The sequence below is a fragment of the Flavobacterium sp. LM4 genome, assembly GCF_002017935.1.
GTDB classification, from domain to species: domain Bacteria; phylum Bacteroidota; class Bacteroidia; order Flavobacteriales; family Flavobacteriaceae; genus Flavobacterium; species Flavobacterium chungangense.
In genome coordinates this window covers 1663718-1681557 of record NZ_MUFW01000001.1, presented here as the reverse complement: position 1 = coordinate 1681557, position 17840 = coordinate 1663718, and the positions used below count along the sequence as shown (strand labels likewise).

21 protein-coding genes are annotated in these 17840 nt (G+C 34.2%); all 21 read left to right on the top strand.

The window, feature by feature from the left end:
- Nucleotides 1-47 precede the first annotated feature (47 nt).
- The 21 genes from hutH (at nucleotide 48) to BXU10_RS07465 (ending at nucleotide 17821) form a co-directional block, all read left to right on the top strand.
- The gene (hutH, locus tag BXU10_RS07565; protein WP_078226822.1) at nucleotides 48-1568 is read left to right on the top strand and encodes a histidine ammonia-lyase; all 1521 of its coding nucleotides are present in this window, start codon (nucleotides 48-50) and stop codon (nucleotides 1566-1568) included.
- 32 nt (nucleotides 1569-1600) lie between these two features.
- Entirely contained in the window at nucleotides 1601-2731 is a 1131-nt protein-coding gene (locus tag BXU10_RS07560) for a WG repeat-containing protein (protein ID WP_078226821.1), read from the top strand.
- A gap of 49 nt (nucleotides 2732-2780) precedes the next feature.
- Nucleotides 2781-3512 carry a 3-oxoacyl-ACP reductase FabG gene (gene fabG, locus BXU10_RS07555; protein ID WP_078226820.1) on the top strand — a complete coding sequence of 244 codons (732 nt, stop codon included), beginning with the start codon at nucleotides 2781-2783 and terminating at the stop codon, nucleotides 3510-3512.
- A 19-nt stretch (nucleotides 3513-3531) separates the two neighbouring features.
- On the top strand, nucleotides 3532-4755 hold the full coding sequence (locus tag BXU10_RS07550) for a beta-ketoacyl synthase (RefSeq protein ID WP_078226819.1): 1224 nt from the start codon (nucleotides 3532-3534) through the stop codon (nucleotides 4753-4755).
- Between the two features lie 2 nt (nucleotides 4756-4757).
- Nucleotides 4758-5012 (top strand): acyl carrier protein, encoded by a 255-nt coding sequence (locus tag BXU10_RS07545; RefSeq protein ID WP_078226818.1) that lies wholly within the window; start codon nucleotides 4758-4760, stop codon nucleotides 5010-5012.
- Nucleotides 5012-5887, top strand: a complete 876-nt coding sequence (locus tag BXU10_RS07540; RefSeq protein WP_078226817.1) for a lipid A biosynthesis acyltransferase — start codon at nucleotides 5012-5014, stop codon at nucleotides 5885-5887. The genes BXU10_RS07545 and BXU10_RS07540 overlap by 1 nt, the downstream gene beginning before the upstream one ends.
- Nucleotides 5888-5953: 66 nt before the next feature.
- Nucleotides 5954-7594 carry an NAD(P)/FAD-dependent oxidoreductase gene (locus BXU10_RS07535; RefSeq protein WP_078226816.1) on the top strand — a complete coding sequence of 547 codons (1641 nt, stop codon included), beginning with the start codon at nucleotides 5954-5956 and terminating at the stop codon, nucleotides 7592-7594.
- A gap of 42 nt (nucleotides 7595-7636) precedes the next feature.
- Entirely contained in the window at nucleotides 7637-8539 is a 903-nt protein-coding gene (locus BXU10_RS07530; RefSeq protein ID WP_078226815.1) for a hypothetical protein, read from the top strand.
- Nucleotides 8540-8555: 16 nt separating this feature from the next.
- Nucleotides 8556-9692, top strand: a complete 1137-nt coding sequence (locus BXU10_RS07525) for a beta-ketoacyl-ACP synthase III (RefSeq protein WP_078226814.1) — start codon at nucleotides 8556-8558, stop codon at nucleotides 9690-9692.
- Nucleotides 9692-10123: a hypothetical protein gene (locus BXU10_RS07520; RefSeq protein WP_078226813.1), complete on the top strand. Its 432-nt coding sequence runs from the start codon at nucleotides 9692-9694 to the stop codon at nucleotides 10121-10123. The genes BXU10_RS07525 and BXU10_RS07520 overlap by 1 nt, the downstream gene beginning before the upstream one ends.
- Nucleotides 10124-10131: 8 nt before the next feature.
- Nucleotides 10132-10596: an ABC transporter permease gene (locus BXU10_RS07515; protein WP_078226812.1), complete on the top strand. Its 465-nt coding sequence runs from the start codon at nucleotides 10132-10134 to the stop codon at nucleotides 10594-10596.
- 24 nt (nucleotides 10597-10620) lie between these two features.
- Nucleotides 10621-11025 (top strand): hypothetical protein, encoded by a 405-nt coding sequence (locus BXU10_RS07510; RefSeq protein WP_078226811.1) that lies wholly within the window; start codon nucleotides 10621-10623, stop codon nucleotides 11023-11025.
- Nucleotides 11025-12023 carry a BtrH N-terminal domain-containing protein gene (locus BXU10_RS07505; protein ID WP_078226810.1) on the top strand — a complete coding sequence of 333 codons (999 nt, stop codon included), beginning with the start codon at nucleotides 11025-11027 and terminating at the stop codon, nucleotides 12021-12023. The genes BXU10_RS07510 and BXU10_RS07505 overlap by 1 nt, the downstream gene beginning before the upstream one ends.
- A 61-nt stretch (nucleotides 12024-12084) precedes the next feature.
- On the top strand, nucleotides 12085-12783 hold the full coding sequence (locus BXU10_RS07500; protein WP_078227938.1) for an ABC transporter ATP-binding protein: 699 nt from the start codon (nucleotides 12085-12087) through the stop codon (nucleotides 12781-12783).
- The gene (locus tag BXU10_RS07495) at nucleotides 12773-14056 is read left to right on the top strand and encodes an ABC transporter permease (protein ID WP_078226809.1); all 1284 of its coding nucleotides are present in this window, start codon (nucleotides 12773-12775) and stop codon (nucleotides 14054-14056) included. The genes BXU10_RS07500 and BXU10_RS07495 overlap by 11 nt, the downstream gene beginning before the upstream one ends.
- Nucleotides 14031-14480 carry a thioesterase family protein gene (locus BXU10_RS07490; RefSeq protein WP_078226808.1) on the top strand — a complete coding sequence of 150 codons (450 nt, stop codon included), beginning with the start codon at nucleotides 14031-14033 and terminating at the stop codon, nucleotides 14478-14480. Before BXU10_RS07495 ends, BXU10_RS07490 begins: the two co-directional genes overlap by 26 nt.
- 80 nt (nucleotides 14481-14560) lie before the next feature.
- The gene (locus BXU10_RS07485) at nucleotides 14561-15007 is read left to right on the top strand and encodes a hypothetical protein (protein ID WP_078226807.1); all 447 of its coding nucleotides are present in this window, start codon (nucleotides 14561-14563) and stop codon (nucleotides 15005-15007) included.
- 116 nt (nucleotides 15008-15123) lie between these two features.
- A complete protein-coding gene (locus BXU10_RS07480; RefSeq protein WP_078226806.1) occupies nucleotides 15124-16263 on the top strand; it encodes a beta-ketoacyl synthase N-terminal-like domain-containing protein in 1140 nt (379 codons plus the stop codon).
- The gene (locus tag BXU10_RS07475) at nucleotides 16264-16929 is read left to right on the top strand and encodes a hypothetical protein (protein ID WP_078226805.1); all 666 of its coding nucleotides are present in this window, start codon (nucleotides 16264-16266) and stop codon (nucleotides 16927-16929) included.
- Nucleotides 16930-16946: 17 nt separating this feature from the next.
- Nucleotides 16947-17561, top strand: coding sequence for a 3-oxoacyl-ACP synthase (locus tag BXU10_RS07470; RefSeq protein WP_078226804.1), 615 nt, complete (start codon nucleotides 16947-16949; stop codon nucleotides 17559-17561).
- A gap of 2 nt (nucleotides 17562-17563) precedes the next feature.
- Nucleotides 17564-17821 (top strand): phosphopantetheine-binding protein, encoded by a 258-nt coding sequence (locus BXU10_RS07465; protein ID WP_078226803.1) that lies wholly within the window; start codon nucleotides 17564-17566, stop codon nucleotides 17819-17821.
- The last annotated feature ends 19 nt before the right edge of the window (nucleotides 17822-17840 follow it).

The window sequence follows — 17840 nt, the reverse complement described above, 5'->3', positions numbered from 1 at the left end:
TTTATTTTGATAAATAAAATTAAATTAGCACAATCAAAACAGGTTTAATGAATACAATTAATGAATATTTAAGTTTAGCAGAATTTGAAGCCATTATCTTTGGTAATAATAAAGTTGTTATCAGCGATATTGTTTTAAACAGAGTCAATGAAAGCTTCAATTTCCTGAAAGAATTTTCAGGAAACAAAGTAATATACGGTGTTAATACAGGCTTCGGACCAATGGCCCAATACCGAATTAAGGAGTCCGATCAGATTCAATTACAATATAATTTAATCCGAAGCCACTCTTCTGGAACAGGAAAACCACTAAGTCCTGCCTGTGCAAAAGCAGCAATTTTAGCACGTTTAAACACTCTTTCGTTAGGAAATTCTGGCGTACATTCGTCAGTAATTCATTTAATGGCAGAACTTATCAATAGAGATATTACACCTTTAATCTTCGAACATGGCGGTGTAGGTGCCAGCGGCGATTTAGTACAATTGTCACATTTAGCATTAGTTTTAATTGGCGAAGGTGAGGTTTTTTATAAAGGAGACCGAAGACCAACTCAGGAAGTTTTCGAAATCGAAGGACTAAAACCAATTCAGGTAGAAATCAGAGAAGGACTGGCATTGATTAACGGAACTTCAGTAATGACCGGAATTGGGGTTGTAAATGTACATCACGCTAATAAATTATTAGACTGGTCTTTAAAATGTTCTTGTGCCATAAACGAATTGGTTCAGGCTTATGATGATCATTTCTCTCAGGAATTAAACCAAACCAAACGTCATAAAGGACAACAGGAAGTAGCAGCAAGAATGAGACAAAATCTTTCTGACAGTACATTGATCCGTAAAAGAGAAGATCACTTATATTCAGGAGAAAACACTGAAGAAATATTCAAAGAAAAAGTTCAGGAATATTACTCACTACGTTGCGTGCCTCAAATTTTAGGTCCCGTTTTAGAAACAATAAACAATGTCGCTTCTATATTAGAAGATGAATTTAACTCTGCAAACGACAATCCTATTATAGATGTAAAAAACCAGCACGTTTATCACGGAGGAAATTTCCACGGCGATTATATTTCGCTTGAAATGGATAAATTGAAAATTGTTATTACCAAATTAACAATGTTGGCAGAACGCCAGTTGAATTATTTATTAAATTCAAAAATCAACGAATTACTTCCTCCTTTTGTCAATTTAGGAACATTAGGTTTCAATTTCGGAATGCAGGGTGTTCAGTTTGTGGCGACTTCAACAACAGCAGAAAGCCAAATGTTGTCTAACCCAATGTACGTACACAGTATTCCTAACAACAACGACAATCAGGATATCGTGAGTATGGGAACAAACTCGGCGGTAATTACATCAAAAGTGATCGAAAACTCTTTTGAAGTATTAGCAATCGAAATGATTACAATTGTTCAGGCAATCGATTATTTACAGCAAAAAGACAAAATTTCGTCAGTAACCAGAAAATGGTACGATGATGTTCGAAACATAATTCCTGTATTTAAGGAAGACCAGGTGATGTATCCTTTTGTTCAAAATGTAAAAGATTACCTTATAAACAGTTAAACCATATATTATTAATCTTGAATCTTAAACCCATGAAAAAATCATTGCTTTTTTTATTGTTAGTATCTATTCAATTTGTTAATAGTCAGGAATTGGCTTTAGTTAAGAAAAATGGCAAATTTGGTTATTTTACTAAAGCAGGAACATTTCAGATAGAACCTAAATATAAGGTTGCCAAAAACTTCTCAGAAGGCCTTGCTGCTGTAGAAGATAACGGAAAATGGGGATTTATCGATGCACAAGGAAACTGGGCAATCCCAGCTACTTTTGACAATGTAAAATATTTTAATAGCGGAATCTGTATCGTATCCAAAGATAAAAACTGGGTTTACATTAATACAAAAGGAGAAGTACTAAAAGCACCGGCTTCTGAAAAATTATTTGATTTTGATGGCGGTATAGCTTTTATCAAACAAGGAAACAAAGTAGGGTTAATCAATTCTAAAATGACGGTTATATTAGAACCAAAATACGATTTGATCAAACCGTTTGAAAATGGGTTTGCAAGAGTAAAGAATAATGACAAATGGGGAATTATCAATACAGCAGGAAAAGAAGTCGTTGAACCAATTTATGCCGAAATCGGAAATTATTACAAAACCACAACCTGGGCAAAAAAAGGAGAGGCTTTTGGATTAGTAACCGCCGGAAAATTTATTCCTGTAGACGGTGCAGATAAAATCTGGGATTTTGAGTCACAAGATATAACGTATGCCAGAAAGGGCGGAAAAATTGGTTACATTGACTTAAAAGGAAAATGGATAATTTTACCTATATATGATAAAGCAAAAGCTTTTTCAAAAAATTTAGCTCCGGTATGTATAGGGTCAAAATGGGGATATATCAATTTGAAAGCAGAATTCATTATTCCGCCAACTTACAAAGATGCCGAAGTTTTCAGTAAAAACGGATTGGCTCCTGTAAAAGAAAACAACTGGGGTTTTATTGATGAAAAAGGGAAACTGGTAATCCCAACACAATACGGAATTACTGCCAAAGGTTTTGCAGCATTGTTTACAGATCAGGGAAAAGGCTTTATCGATGGCATTGCAAGAGTACAAAACGAAGGCAAATGGGGTTTTCTTAAACCAGACGGTACCGTTTTAGGAAACCAATGGTTTGAAAATGCAGAACTTTTTACAAATAATAAACCAAAAATCTAATTCCGGTTTATTCAAAAAAACGGAATTCAAAAAAAAATATTTTTAATCTATGAAATGTGTATTAGTAACGGGCGGTTCAAGAGGAATTGGAAGTGCTATTTGTAAAAAATTGGCCATTGAATCTGATTATCATATCCTGATTAACTACCATTCCAATAAAACTGCTGCCGAAGAAACACTTCAGGAAGTTCAGAAATTAGGAGCAACGGGGGAAATCTTAGGTTTTGATGTTTCGAATTTTGAGGAGGTTCAAAATACGCTAACAAAATGGCAGGAATCAAATCCTGAAGCTATTGTTGAAGCTATTGTCAACAACGCCGGAATTACAAAAGATGGTCTTTTTATGTGGATGACTCCTGAAGACTGGAATGGGGTTGTCAATACAACTGTAAACGGTTTTTTTAATGTGACGCAGTTTTTTATGCAAAAAATGTTGCGTAATAAATATGGCCGAATCGTAAATATGGTCTCCGTTTCAGGTGTAAAAGGAACAGCAGGCCAAACCAATTATTCTGCTGCAAAAGGCGCTATAGTTGCAGCAACAAAAGCATTGGCACAGGAAGTTGCAAAACGCAATATCACTGTAAATGCAGTTGCACCTGGTTTTATCAGAACCGATATGACAAGTCAGTTAGACGAAAAAGAATTACTAAAACTAATTCCGGTAAATCGTTTTGGAGAAGCTGAAGAAGTAGCCGATTTAGTGAGTTTTTTAATCTCAAAAAAAGCAAGTTATATTACAGGTGAAATTATCAACATAAACGGAGGAATATATTCTTAAAAAATTACTTTAAAAGAAGATGAACAGGAGAGTTGTAATTACAGGAATGGGAATTTATTCCTGCATTGGTACCTCATTAGAAGAGGTAAAGGAGTCTTTATACAATGGAAAATCAGGTATTCAGTTTGATCCTGAACGAAAAGAGTTTGGTTTTCAATCTTCCTTAACAGGAATGGTTCCAAAACCTGATTTAAAAAACGCACTGACCCGCAGACAACGAATGAGCATTGGTGAAGAAACCGAATATGCATATATGGCAACTATCGAAGCCTTAAAAAATGCCAATATTGACGATTCTTTTTTTGATACTCGAGAAGTTGGAATTATGTATGGAAATGATAGTGTCTCAAAAGCTATTATTGATGCTACAGATATTATTCGGGATAAAAAAGACACTGCTTTAATTGGTTCAGGAGCTATTTTTAAATCGATGAATTCAACAATAACAATGAATTTATCTACTATTTTTAAACTTAGAGGGATTAATCTGACTATAAGTGCAGCCTGCGCAAGCGGTTCACATTCTATTGGATTGGCTTATTTTTTAATAAAAAGTGGTTTTCAGGATATTATTATTTGTGGCGGTGCACAGGAAATTAACAAATATGCAATGAGCAGTTTTGATGGCTTAGGTGTTTTTGCTTCAAGAGAAAACGAACCTACAAAAGCATCAAGACCTTTTGATGCCGGCCGTGATGGTTTAATTCCGAGTGGCGGAGGAGCAACCTTGATTCTAGAAAGCTATGAATCTGCTATAGCCCGTGGTGCCACTATCATTGCAGAAATTGGAGGTTACGGCTTTTCATCAAACGGAGGTCATATTTCTACTCCAAATGTCGAAGGACCCTCAATTGCTATGCAAAGAGCACTTGATGATGCACAGTTAAAACCAAGTGATATTGATTATATAAATGCTCATGCAACTTCAACTCCGGTTGGTGATGAAAATGAAGCCAAAGCAATTTTTGAAGTTTTTGGTGAGAAAAATCCATACATAAGTTCTACAAAATCAATGACAGGTCATGAATGCTGGATGGCAGGAGCCAGTGAGGTAATTTATTCTATCATAATGATGCAGCACGATTTTATTGCACCAAACATCAATTTAGAAAACCCTGATGAAGATGCATTAAAATTAAATTTAGTTAAAACTACGTTAAATAAAAAATTTGATATATTTTTGTCGAATTCCTTCGGGTTTGGAGGAACCAACTCTGCGTTGGTAGTTAAAAAGTTTAAATGAAGATGAACAAAGAAGAGATTATAAAGAGAATTAATGGTTTTTTGGTAGATGAATTTGAGGTTGACAATGATGACATTCAACCAGATGCCAATTTAAAAGACACACTTGGGCTTGACAGCTTGGATTATGTAGATTTGGTCGTTTCTATTGAAGCAAATTTTGGAGTAAAACTAGTTGAAGTCGATTTTGTAGGAATTGCCACTTTCGAGAATTTTTATGACCTTATCGACTCTAAACTAAAAGTTAAAGTTGCTTAATGAGTCAATGGGATGGCAAATCAAAAGGAACAGTTTTAGGTTATAGAATATTCGTTTTTTTAATACAAAAAGCAGGTATTAAAGCTGCTTATGTATTACTTTATTTTGTTGCTTCTTATTATTTTTTATTCTTAAAGAAAAGCAACAAAGCGATTTTTTATTATTTTAAAGAGAGGCTCCACTATTCTAATTTCAAATCTAAAAAAATGGTTTTCAAAAGTTATTACACTTTTGGTCAAACCATTATTGACAAAGTTTCCATTTCGGCAGGAATGCGAAATAAATTTACCTATGAATTTGATGGAATCGAAATTCTGAAAAATTTATTGGCAGAGAAAAAAGGTGGAGTTCTTATAAGTGCCCATGTTGGAAACTTTGAAATTGCCGAACACTTTTTTGGAGAAATCGATCTTGATTTTCAGATTAATCTGGTCACTACCGATTTGGAACATTCTGCTATTAAAAAATATCTGGAAAGTGTTACTCAAAAATCAGCCGTAAAATTCATCATTATCAAAGATGATTTATCTCATATTTTTGAGATCAATGCCGCTTTGGCAAACAATGAATTAGTTTGTTTTACAGGCGATCGTTATTTTGAAGGAACAAAATCACTTTCTGAAAAACTTTTGGGACAGGAAGCAAACTTCCCTGCAGGTCCTTTTTTAATAGCTTCACGATTAAAAGTACCCGTAGTTTTTGTTTATGTAATGAAAGAACCCAATTTACATTATCATTTATATGCAAGAGAGGCAGCCGTAAAACATCGTGATGAAAAAGGACTCTTAAAAGCTTATGTTGAAAGTGTAGAAAATATTCTGCAAAAATATCCGCTGCAGTGGTTTAATTATTTCGATTTTTGGAAAAATAATTAAATAAAAAACCTCAATTAAAATGACAAACAGCTATTGTTTTTTATAGTTGTAAACTTAAAATAATGTATGGAAGAATTTGACTCGGTTATTATTGGTTCTGGTGTTGGTGGTTTAGGAACTGCAATTTGCCTGGCAAGAGCAGGACAAAAAGTTTTAGTTCTCGAACAACATTATGTACCTGGAGGGTGGAGTCATAGTTTTACACTAAAAGGACAACGTTTTAGTCCGGGAGTACATTATGTTGGACTTCTGGATGAAGGGCAATCAACAAACAAACTTTATCGTGGTCTGGGAATTGCCAATGATATGGTGTTTTTCAGAATGAACAAAAATGCTTTTGAACATTGCCTGATAGGTGATAAAACTTTCGATTTGCCTGCAGGAATAGATAACCTCAAAGAAACGCTTTCGGCACATTTCCCTTCAGAAAAAAAAAATATCAATGAATATCTTACATTAGTAGAAAGGGTAAGTTATGAACTTCAGCTAATTCCCAAATTAAAAGGCTGGTGGCAGAAAATAACCGTTCCTTTTCGAACCAAACACTTTGGAAAATTTGCCCTTTTCCCCTTAAAAAAAGTTATCGGCTGGCATATAAAAAATCCAATGCTAAAAGCTGTTTTAAATATTCAGTGTGGCGATCATGGACTTTCGCCAAACAGAGCCTGCTTTCCTGTACATTGTTCAGTAATGAGTCATTATTTTGATGGCGGATTTTACCCAATGGGCGGTGGCGGCGGAATTGTAAAAGCCATGACTAACGGAATAAAAAGACATGGAGGCGAAGTAAGGGTCGAGCAAAATGTAAAAAAAATAATAATTGAAAATAATAAAGCAATTGGTGTACAATTAGAAAACGGACATCAGATTTTTGCAAAAAATATTATTTCAAATGCTGATCCGTCAATTACCTATCTTAAGTTGATTGGCAAGGAATACTTAAGCAATTCGCTGCTGAAAAAACTGCAAAAAACAAAATATTCAGTTACTTCCCTAATTTTATTTTTAACGCTGGACTTAGATGTAACACGCTACGGGATTGATTCCGGAAATATGTGGGTCATGAAAGATGAAAATGACGATGCAAATTTTGAGGATTTAATGAGCGACACTATTGCTGATGGGGATTCTTTCCCAGCACTGTTTATGAGTTGTACAACACTCAAAGATCCGCCAAGTTTTAACGGGCGCTATCATAATTTCGAAATTGTAACGTATGTCAATTACGAACATATCCCTAATTTTTCAGATACAGAAGATTATCACAATGAGGAGTACATTGCGTTTAAAGAAAAAGTTACTGAAAAATTAATGAACAATGTAGAGAAAATTATTCCTGATGCAAAAAAACATGTCATTCAGGCTGAATTAGGAACTCCAAAAACAAATGAATTTTACATTAATTCGACCAATGGAAATGTCTACGGTACTGAAAAAACCTTAAATCAGGTTGGACCATTTTCATATAAAAACAAATCTGAAATAGAAAATTTACATCTTTGTGGCGCATGTACCTTATCACATGGCGTTACAGGAGCAACTTATTCAGGACTTGCGGCAGCAGCCTCCATTTTAAAATGTACCTCAGATGATTTACTAATTGAAGATGAGAACCAAAAAATACGTATTTATGATGCCGAAGACAGAACAACCTGGCCAGATTGGATTCATACCAAACGAACTGATAAAATACGAAAATTCGTTTAAAAAAAATACTTACTTTTGCCATCTACCAAAGCAGCCAGCCTAATGAAAAATGTTCTCGTTATTTATTATTCGCAATCCGGACAATTAAAATCTATTGCAAAAAACATTGCAAAGCCATTTTTAGATTCCGAAGAAATAAAAGTTACTTTTCATGAAATACAATTAGAAAAACCATTTCCGTTTCCTTGGGACAAAACTTCCTTTTTTGATGCTTTTCCTGAAACATTTCTACAAATTCCCACAACATTAAAACCCGTTTCTGAAGAAATTCTAAACACAAAATTTGATTTGATTTTGCTGCACTATCAGGTTTGGTATTTATCACCATCCATTCCAATGAATTCATTTTTAAAAAGTAATGAAGGCAAAAAAATCTTAAACAATACTCCTATAGTTACTATTAACGGATCCCGCAACATGTGGATTATGGCTCAGGAAAAAATTAAGGTGTTATTGCAACAGGCAAATGCCCAATTGGTAGGAAATATAGCTTTGGTAGATCGTGTTGGAAACTTAATTAGTGTTATTACTATTATTGAATGGATGTTTTCAGGTGTAAAGAAAAAATATTTAGGCTTCTTTCCATTACCTGGCGTGTCTGAAAAAGATATTCAGGAATCAACAAAATTCGGAGAAGCAATACTTTCAGAATTTAACCAAAATAATTTAGTTAATTTACAGCCAAAATTGGTAGCTTTGGGCGCTGTTAGAATTAGTTCATATTTAATTAAAGTTGACAAAACTGCAAATAAAATTTTTAAAAAATGGTCTAAATTCATTTTTAAAAATCAAAACAACAGAAAGCGACTTCTTAAAATATTTTATATTTATTTATTCTTAGCAATATGGGTAATCTCGCCAATAGTATATATATTGCACCTCATTACCTATCCTTTTAAACTAAAAACCATAAAAAGACAAACCCAATATTATCAAGGAGTTTAGAATCCTAATTTAAATTATGTTTGAAGTATATATTACAAAAGCTGCAAAGTATTTGCCAAATGAAGCCGTTTCGAATGATGAAATGGAAAACTATTTAGGACTAATAAATGATACTGCTTCAAAAGCAAGACGTATTATTTTGCGCAATAATAAAATTGCCACTCGTTATTATGCTGTTGATAAAAATGGAAACAGTACACATAACAATACGGAACTAACCCGAAACGCTGTTGTACAATTGTTTGATGACAATTTTACACCTCAGGATTTGGAAGTCCTTTCTTGCGGTACTTCATCACCAGATGTTCTGGCCCCTTCTCATGCCGCTATGGTTCATGGTTTATTAAAAAATAAATCGGTTGAGTTGAATTCTTCGTCGGGAATTTGCTGCTCTGGTATGAACGCCTTAAAGTTTGGCTATCTTTCGGTAAAATCAGGAAATTCTAAAAATGCAATCTGTACCGGATCCGAAAAAGTTTCGACATGGCTTGCTGCCCAAAAATACAATCACGAAATCATCAATTTAAAAAATCTTGAAGAACAGCCAATTATTGCTTTCAAAAAAGATTTTTTACGCTGGATGCTATCTGATGGCGCCGGAGCTTTTCTATTAGAAAATAAACCACGCGAAGGTGCTGTCTCATTAAAAATTGAATGGATGGAATCTTATTCATATGCATACGAACTTGAAACGTGTATGTATGCCGGGGGTGATAAATTAGCTAATGGAGAAATAAAACCATGGAGTGACTTCACCCCAGAACAATGGTTAAACGAATCTGTATTTGCAGTTAAACAGGACGTAAAATTGCTGGACGAATTTATTTTACCAAAGGGGGTTGAAAGTATGAGCCATGCTATGGAAAAAAATAATATTACAGCAGAACAGGTTGATTATTTTTTACCACATGTTTCTTCTAACTTTTTTGTTGAAGGATTGAAAAATGGATTAAATGAAAAAGGAATTGTTCTTACCGATGAAAAATGGTTTATGAATCTTTTAAGGGTTGGAAACGTTGGTTCTGCTTCGATTTATATTGCACTTGAAGAATTATTGTATTCAGGAAAATTAAAAAAAGGAGATCGTATTCTTTTATCAGTTCCTGAAAGCGGAAGATTCTCTTTTGCGTATGCGTATTTAACGGTTTGCTAATGGAAACAACTTTACTTTTAGAAAAAGAAGCTGTCGAAAATCTATTACCACAAAAGTTTCCTTTTGTAATGGTAGATCGTATGATTTCTTATTCTGAAACATCCTTGATTGCTGGTTTGAATATTCAAAAAGATAATATCTTTTTAAAAGATACCACTTTTTTAGAATCAGGTCTAATTGAACATATGGCACAGTCAGTGGCGCTGCATACCGGTTATACGTTTTTTTTGAAAAATGAAATTGGACCAACTGGCTATATCGGTTCAATTAAAGATATTGAAATTAAAAAGTTACCCCAAATCAACGATACAATTCAATCGACAGTTTCGATTTTACAGGAGTTTGCCGGAATCACTCTTGTTAACATTGTGACTTTTTTAAATAATGAAGAAATTGCAAGCGGACAAATGAAAACCGTTTTAGCTAAATAATATAGATTATGAAAGTCGGAATTGACATCCAAAATTACTTGCCTCATCGAGCTCCAATGCTGATGGTTGATTTGATTTTAGATATCGACACCAACTTTGTATCAACCATATTCTTAATCAAAGAAGACAATATTTTTGTCGACAAAAACATTTTTGTTGAAGCAGGTTTAATCGAAAATACAGCACAAACATGTTCGTCAATTGTAGGCAAAAAATACTTTTTTGATGAAGACGGAACAGAAAACCAATATGTAAATGTTATTGGTTTTATCAGCGCCTTAAAAAATCTGAAAATCTATTCGCTACCAAAAGTTGGCGATACCATAACTACCAAAGCTACCCTGGTTTCAAAATTTGTTGGCGACGATTATACTTTATGCACAATGAGTTGCCAAAGCATGCTCAAAGACAAAATACTTTTAGAATGCGAAATTAATTTGTTTATTCAAAAAACAATTTCTGCAGCAATATAAGCTAAATTGAAAAATTAAACCGTCATGGAAAAAGAAAATGTCCCGCAGCACGATGGAAATTTAAGCAAAAAGGATCTACGGGAACTCGTTTATGCTACAGATGAAAACGGCAATTACACCACAGCCCTGAGCACAGGCTGGGAACCAAAAGCTATTGCACTTTCTAACGCGATTGATGATATAAAAGAACGTGCCGAAGAAGCAAAACAGAAAGTACTAAAGGGCGAAATAAGTCCTATTTGCTATTATATGGAACTTAACAAAATGGATCTTTCTATCCTTGCGGGTTATGTAGAAATGTGGAAATGGCGTGTAAAAAGACATTTTAAACCCGCTGTTTTTGCTAAACTGAACGATAAAATTTTACAGAAATATGCCGATGCTTTTGAGATCTCAATAGCCGAATTAAAAAATATAAAAACAGATTAATGCAAGTTACTTTTACACATCACCAATCTGCTCATTGTGAAAACGGAGTAGCTTCAAACCTGTTAAAAAACAAAGGACTCCATATTAGCGAACCCATGGTTTTTGGAATTGGTTCCGGGCTTATTTTCGTTTATCTGCCTTTCTTAAAAGTCAATCATGCGCCTGCCATCAGTTACCGTACTTTGCCGGGACAGATTTTTAATAAAGTTGCCAATCGTTTAAATCTAAAAATAAAAAGACAAAAATTTTCTTCGGTAAGCTCTGCCAATAAAGCTTTGGAAGAAAATCTTAAAAACAATATCCCAACCGGATTACAAGTAGGTGTGTATCATTTGAGCTATTTTCCTGATGAATACCGCTTTCATTTCAACGCACACAATCTAGTCGTTTACGGAAAAACCGAAACCGATTATCTAATCAGCGATCCGGTGATGGAAACCGTGACTACTTTAAAACATGACGAACTGGATAAAGTGCGTTTTGCCAAAGGAGCATTTGCTCCAAGAGGCCAGATGTATTATCCAATTCAGATTCCAAAAGAAGTTGATTTGAAAAGTGCAATTATTAAAGGAATCCAAAATACCTGTCGATATATGCTGGCACCTATGCCAATTGTGGGTGTTCGCGGTATTAAATTTGTTTCTCGCCAAATCAGGAAATGGCCTGTAAAACATGGTGTCAAAAAAGCAAATCATTATTTGGCACAAATAGTTCGCATGCAGGAAGAAATTGGTACCGGAGGCGGTGGTTTCCGATTTATTTATGCAGCATTTTTACAAGAAGCTTCGGTTGTTTTGGGTAATGAAGAATTAAAAAATCTTTCGAAAGAAATGACTCAGATTGGCGATTCCTGGAGAGATTTTGCCGTAGAAGCTTCCCGTATTTACAAAAACAGAAGCGCCAAAGAAGATGCGTACAACGTTATTGCCGATGAGCTTTTGGACATCGCAAATCGCGAAGAAATCTTTTTCAAAAAACTAAAAAAAGCAGTTAGCTAATTATATTTTGAATCCCATTATAAAAATAGAATCCCTTTCGAAAAAGTATAAAGATGCAGAAATGTATTCTTTGAACGAAGTTTCGATGCTCATAAATGAAGGTCAGATTTTCGGATTATTAGGGCCAAATGGCGCTGGAAAAACGACTTTAATTTCGATGCTCTGCGGTTTGATAAAACCCACTTCGGGTAATTTCACTATTAATGATCTGAACTACAGCAGCCATTCTTCAAAAATTAAAAAAATAATCGGGGTTGTACCACAGGAATATGCTTTATATCCTACACTGACTGCCAGAGAAAATCTGCATTATTTTGGAAGCATGTACGGTTTGAAAGGAACTGATTTAAAAGATAAGGTAATCGAAACTTTAGATCTTTTAGGTTTGTTGAAATTTGCCGACAAACAGGTTCAGACGTTCTCTGGCGGAATGAAACGCCGCGTGAATCTGATTGCCGGAATCCTGCACAATCCGAAGGTATTGTTTCTGGATGAACCAACGGTTGGAGTTGACGTTCAGTCTAAAAATGCTATCATAGATTATTTAAAAATATTAAACCAAAACGGCACAACGATTATTTATACCTCACATCATTTGGCTGAAGCCGAAGATTTCTGTTCTGATATTGCGATTTTAGATCAGGGACAGATTTACGCCCAAGATACTCCACTGGCGTTAATTGAATCTGTAAAAGATGCACGAAATCTCGAAGATGTTTTTATTTCATTAACCGGTAAAGCCCTGAGAGATGATATATAAAATCTGGATGTCAATCGTTAAGGAATTTCTTTTACTGAAAAGGGATTTAGGCGGCTTAATCATATTGTTTGTCATGCCTTTGGTATTGGTAATTACCGTAACCCTTATTCAGGACAGTACTTTTAAAGCCGCAACCGAAAATAAAATTCCTATTTTATTAGTCGATCAGGATAAAGGCAGCGTTTCAAAAACCGTTTTTGAAAACCTGCAAAAAAACAAATTTTTCAGCGTTGTCACGCAAATTGACAACAAACCCATTACGGAAGCAATGGCAAGGGAAAATGTTTATAAAGGAAAGTTTCAGCTGGCAATTGTTATACCCAAAAATCTAAGTGCCGATTTGCAGGCAAAAATCGACCAGAATGTACAAAATATTGTGAGCAAAATGGGGTTTTCAGATGCTGTTACAGCACCTCAGCCTTCAAAAGTAATTCAGCAAAAAGAAGTAAAATTATATTTTGATCCGGCCGTTCAGCTGAGTTTCAAAAATTCGGTGATGAGTTCGATTGACAAAATGATTTCACAGATCGAAACCAAATCGATTTATACGGCCTTTCAAAATCAGTTTGGAGAAGAAAATGCACAATTTGAACAAAAGAGTTTTATTACGTTCAAAGAAATAATTCCGAGAATTAACAACAAAGAAATATTGCCCAATTCGGTTCAGCACAATGTTCCGGCATGGACACTTTTTGCAATATTTTTTATTGTGATTCCGCTTTCCATCAATATCGTAAAAGAAAAATCACAAGGAACATTTGTACGTTTACTGACCAATCCGGTTTCTAATCTGGTTGTCATTATGGGCAAAACGGTCACCTATTTAGTTATTTGTATGATTCAGTTTTATATGATGGTGGCAGTTGCGATATTTTTATTTCCTCACATTGGTCTGCCTTCGCTGAATATTGAAGGACATTTATTTTTAATGAGTGTTGTCGCTTTATTTTCAGGATTTGCTGCTATTGGATTCGGAATATTATTGGGAACCATTGCAGGCACTCAGGAACAATCGGCCCCATTTGGTGCTACCAGTGTAATTATCCTGGCTGCCATTGGCGGTGTTTGGGTTCCCGTTTTTGCGATGCCGAAAATCATGCAGATTATCGCCAAATCATCTCCTATGAATTGGGGACTCGAAGCTTTTTATGATGTTTTATTGCGTAACGTTTCTTTCTTTGAAATCATTCCAAAAATAAGTTTGTTATTTTTGTTCTTTATAATCACAACTTCCATTGCCCTATATTATGACAAAAAGAAAAGAACAGTATAACGAAGCCACAGACTTAACTGTTTCGCACGAAATCAGAATTCGTTTTAACGAAACTGATCCGCTTGGGATTGTCTGGCACGGCAATTATATTACCTATTTCGAAGATGGACGCGAAGCTTTCGGACGCCAGCACGGACTTACCTATTTAGATATTGGTAATACGGGTTACACTACTCCAATTGTAAAATCGAAATGCGAACACAAATTGTCCTTGCGCTATGGCGATGTGGTAACGATTGAAACAACGGTAGTAGATACACCCGCTGCCAAAATGATTTACCGATTTAAAATTATTGATGCCCAAGGAGAAGTGGCTTGTACAGGAGAAACCATTCAGGTTTTTTTAGATAAAGACGGAAATTTAATGTTGACAAATCCTCCTTTTTATGAGGAATGGAAACGAAAAGTAGGATTGTTAAAATAAAACACGAATTAGCACGAATTAAAAATAAAATAGTCTAACCCATCTTCTGGATTTTCAAAATCTTGTAGGTATTGAGAAAAATGACACAACAAATCTTATTTATAATAGTAATATTAATAGGAGCATTTTATGCGAGAAAATATGGTCGTAAAGCGAAATCCGATATTGAAAAGTTTCAAAAGTGTAAAGCTAATAAGGAGGAAAATGACAAAAAACTTGATTATTTAAATCGAAATGTTTTTTTTGGTCTTGAGAATCAAAATTCTGGATTCGATTCTGAATCTATAAAGTATTTTTTAGAAGACGATTTTAAAATAATATTAGATAGAATTGAAGATTTAAATCTTGGCGTTAATGGCATCGAGCCATGGTTTGATGAGGAATTTTATGATGTAATTGTTGTAGAAGATTGGGGTAATAATCCGTTCGACCCTAATTGGTATAAAAAGGCGTTCGAAAACTTAAAAGAAGAAAAGAAAAATCTTCTCTATGCAGCTAGTTATGTTGTGCCGCTTAACTTGTTATAGAGAATTATTATGAACCAGTCAAATCCAAAAAATAATCTGTAATAACTACATAGCATTAAATTAAAATTTAAAAGTATACCACAAGGTTTCTAAAAACCTTGCAGGAAAGCAACAAAATGACAAGAGAAATATATATCAACGAAACCAATTGTATCACGCCTTTAGGATTTGATGTTGACTCCAACATTGAAGCAATATTGCGCAGTGATTCCGGAATTCAGCTTCATAGTGACGTTTCTTTGATGCCAAATTCATTTTATGCTTCGATTATCAGTGATGAAAATATAAATAACGCTTTCGCGGAAATCAGTTCTGAAACAAAATATTCCCGTTTAGAAAAAATGATGATTCTCGCTTTAGAGCCGATTATCAAAAATTCAGGAGTCGAATTAAATTCGAAAACTGCTCTTATACTTTCAACCACAAAAGGAAATGTTACGGCTTTAAAAGACAATTCTGGTGACAGTTTTAACAATGCGCATTTAGATGTTCTGGCAAAAAATATTGCCAATTTCTTCAAGTTTAAAACGCAGCCAATAGTCGTTTCCAATGCCTGCGTTTCCGGAATTTTAGCTGTTTCGGTCGCCAAAAGAATGATTCAGTCTGAACTTTATGATACCATTTTTGTAGTCGCCGGCGACGAAGTTTCAGAATTTGTTTTGTCGGGTTTTAATGCATTTCAGGCAATGAGCGAACTGCCTTGCAAACCGTATTCTAAAAACAGAACCGGAGTTAGTTTAGGCGAAGCAGTCGCTGCTGTTTTAATTTCGGCGGAAGCCAAAAACACTAAAATAAAAATCATTGGAGACAGTTCGATAAACGATGCCAATCATATTTCGGGTCCGTCAAGAACGGGAGAAGGTTTGTTCAGAAGTATTCAGAATGCTTTGAAAGAAGCACAAATTGAAGCCAACAAATTAGATTATATTTCTGCACACGGAACCGCAACGCCTTATAACGACGAAATGGAAGCTATTGCTTTAAATCGTTTAGATTTACAAAACGTTCCAATAAATAGTTTAAAAGGTTTTTACGGACACACATTAGGTGCTTCAGGATTATTGGAAACGGTTATTGCGATAGAATCCGCAAATCGAAATATGCTTTTTGAATCAAAAGGTTTTGATGAAATTGGCGTAAGCGAAACTATTAATTTGATTGAAAAAAATGAAGAGGCAACTATTCATTTCTTTTTGAAAACAGCTTCCGGATTTGGCGGTTGTAATACGGCGGTAATCTTTGAAAAAATAATGTAAATGACAAAAACACTAAACTTTATAGTACTCTTTTTCTCGATTATCTCTTTTGTTGGATGCAAAAAAAACGCTGATGAAATACAAAGACAATATTTTGTTGATGATTCAAAAAATGTTGAAATTTTGTCTGTTAACTATTGTGTAGATAATTTTGGAAATGTAAGTTCCGTAGCTATTATTCCTGAAAAAACAACTTATAAAAATAAAGAGAAAATAAAAGAGGTTATAGATGATCTTAAAAACATTTATTTCTCTCCGGATAGCGAACAAAGAAATGAGTGTCATGATTATAATTTTATATTTATTAATCCAAAATATGAAAATAACAAACTCGACTCTTCAAAAATTTCCAAATGTTACGAATTAAGAAAAGGCAGTTATAAATATGTAGACGGTTCTTTTCCTGAAATCACAATTATACGTAATGATGAATTTCAGATAGAAAAAAATCAAAAGCAAACCTCTAAATTCAAAATTGAGTGGCCAAATGACACAAATTATATTTTAACCTATTTAACAGGCAGCAATAAAAGGCTGGATTTTTTTATTGGCAGAAAAATCTATGTCGAAATTATCGATATTCTTAGTGATGGAAGTTATGTTTACAGAGCTACTTTGACAGATGGCTCACTTGCAACAGGAATTTTAAAAAAAAATAATTCCTGATAATACTTTTTTCAAAAATGACTCAAAACACCTACATACATTCTTATATCAAAATCGAAAACAACGAAATTGTTTTGGACGGAGAAACGATATTCAAAACAGAACCAACCGATTTTGGCGATTTCTCTAAACAAGCTTATCGTAATTTTGAAATGCAATATCCAAAGTTTTTCAAAATGGATGCTTTGAGCAAATTGGCTTTTTTAGGTGCAGAGTTGCTTTTGAGTCCAATAACTTCTTCTGAAGCAGAAAACAATATCGCTTTGGTTTTGGCCAATAAATCATCAAGTTTAGATACGGATGTGAAATATCAGGAATCGATTTCAGACAAAGAAAACTACTTTCCGAGTCCGGCAGTTTTTGTCTATACGCTCCCAAATATTTGTCTGGGCGAAATAAGTATCCGCCATCAGCTGAAAAGTGAAAATTCTTTCTTTATATTTGAGGCCTTTAATCCTGAATTTATGTCGAATTATTCGAACATTCTTCTAAATTCAAACAAAGCAGATACGGTGCTTTGCGGATGGGTTGAATTTTTTAATGACAATTACAAAGCTTTTCTTTGCACCATAAGTGGTAAAGAAAACACAAAATATACAAACGAAACGATCAATACTTTATACAATAAATAATCATGGAAGCATTAAAAGCAGAATTAAAAAATAAAATTATTACAACTTTAAATCTTGAAGATATAGCAATTGAAGATATTGCTGATAACGATCCTTTGTTTGGAGACGGTTTAGGTTTAGACTCAATTGACGCACTTGAACTGATCGTAATTTTAGACAAAGATTACGGAATCAAATTAGTTGACCCAAAAGAAGGAAAGTCCATTTTCCAGTCAATTGAAACAATGGCTGCTTACATTAGCGCAAACAGAACAAAATAGACTCTTAAAACTTGCTTAG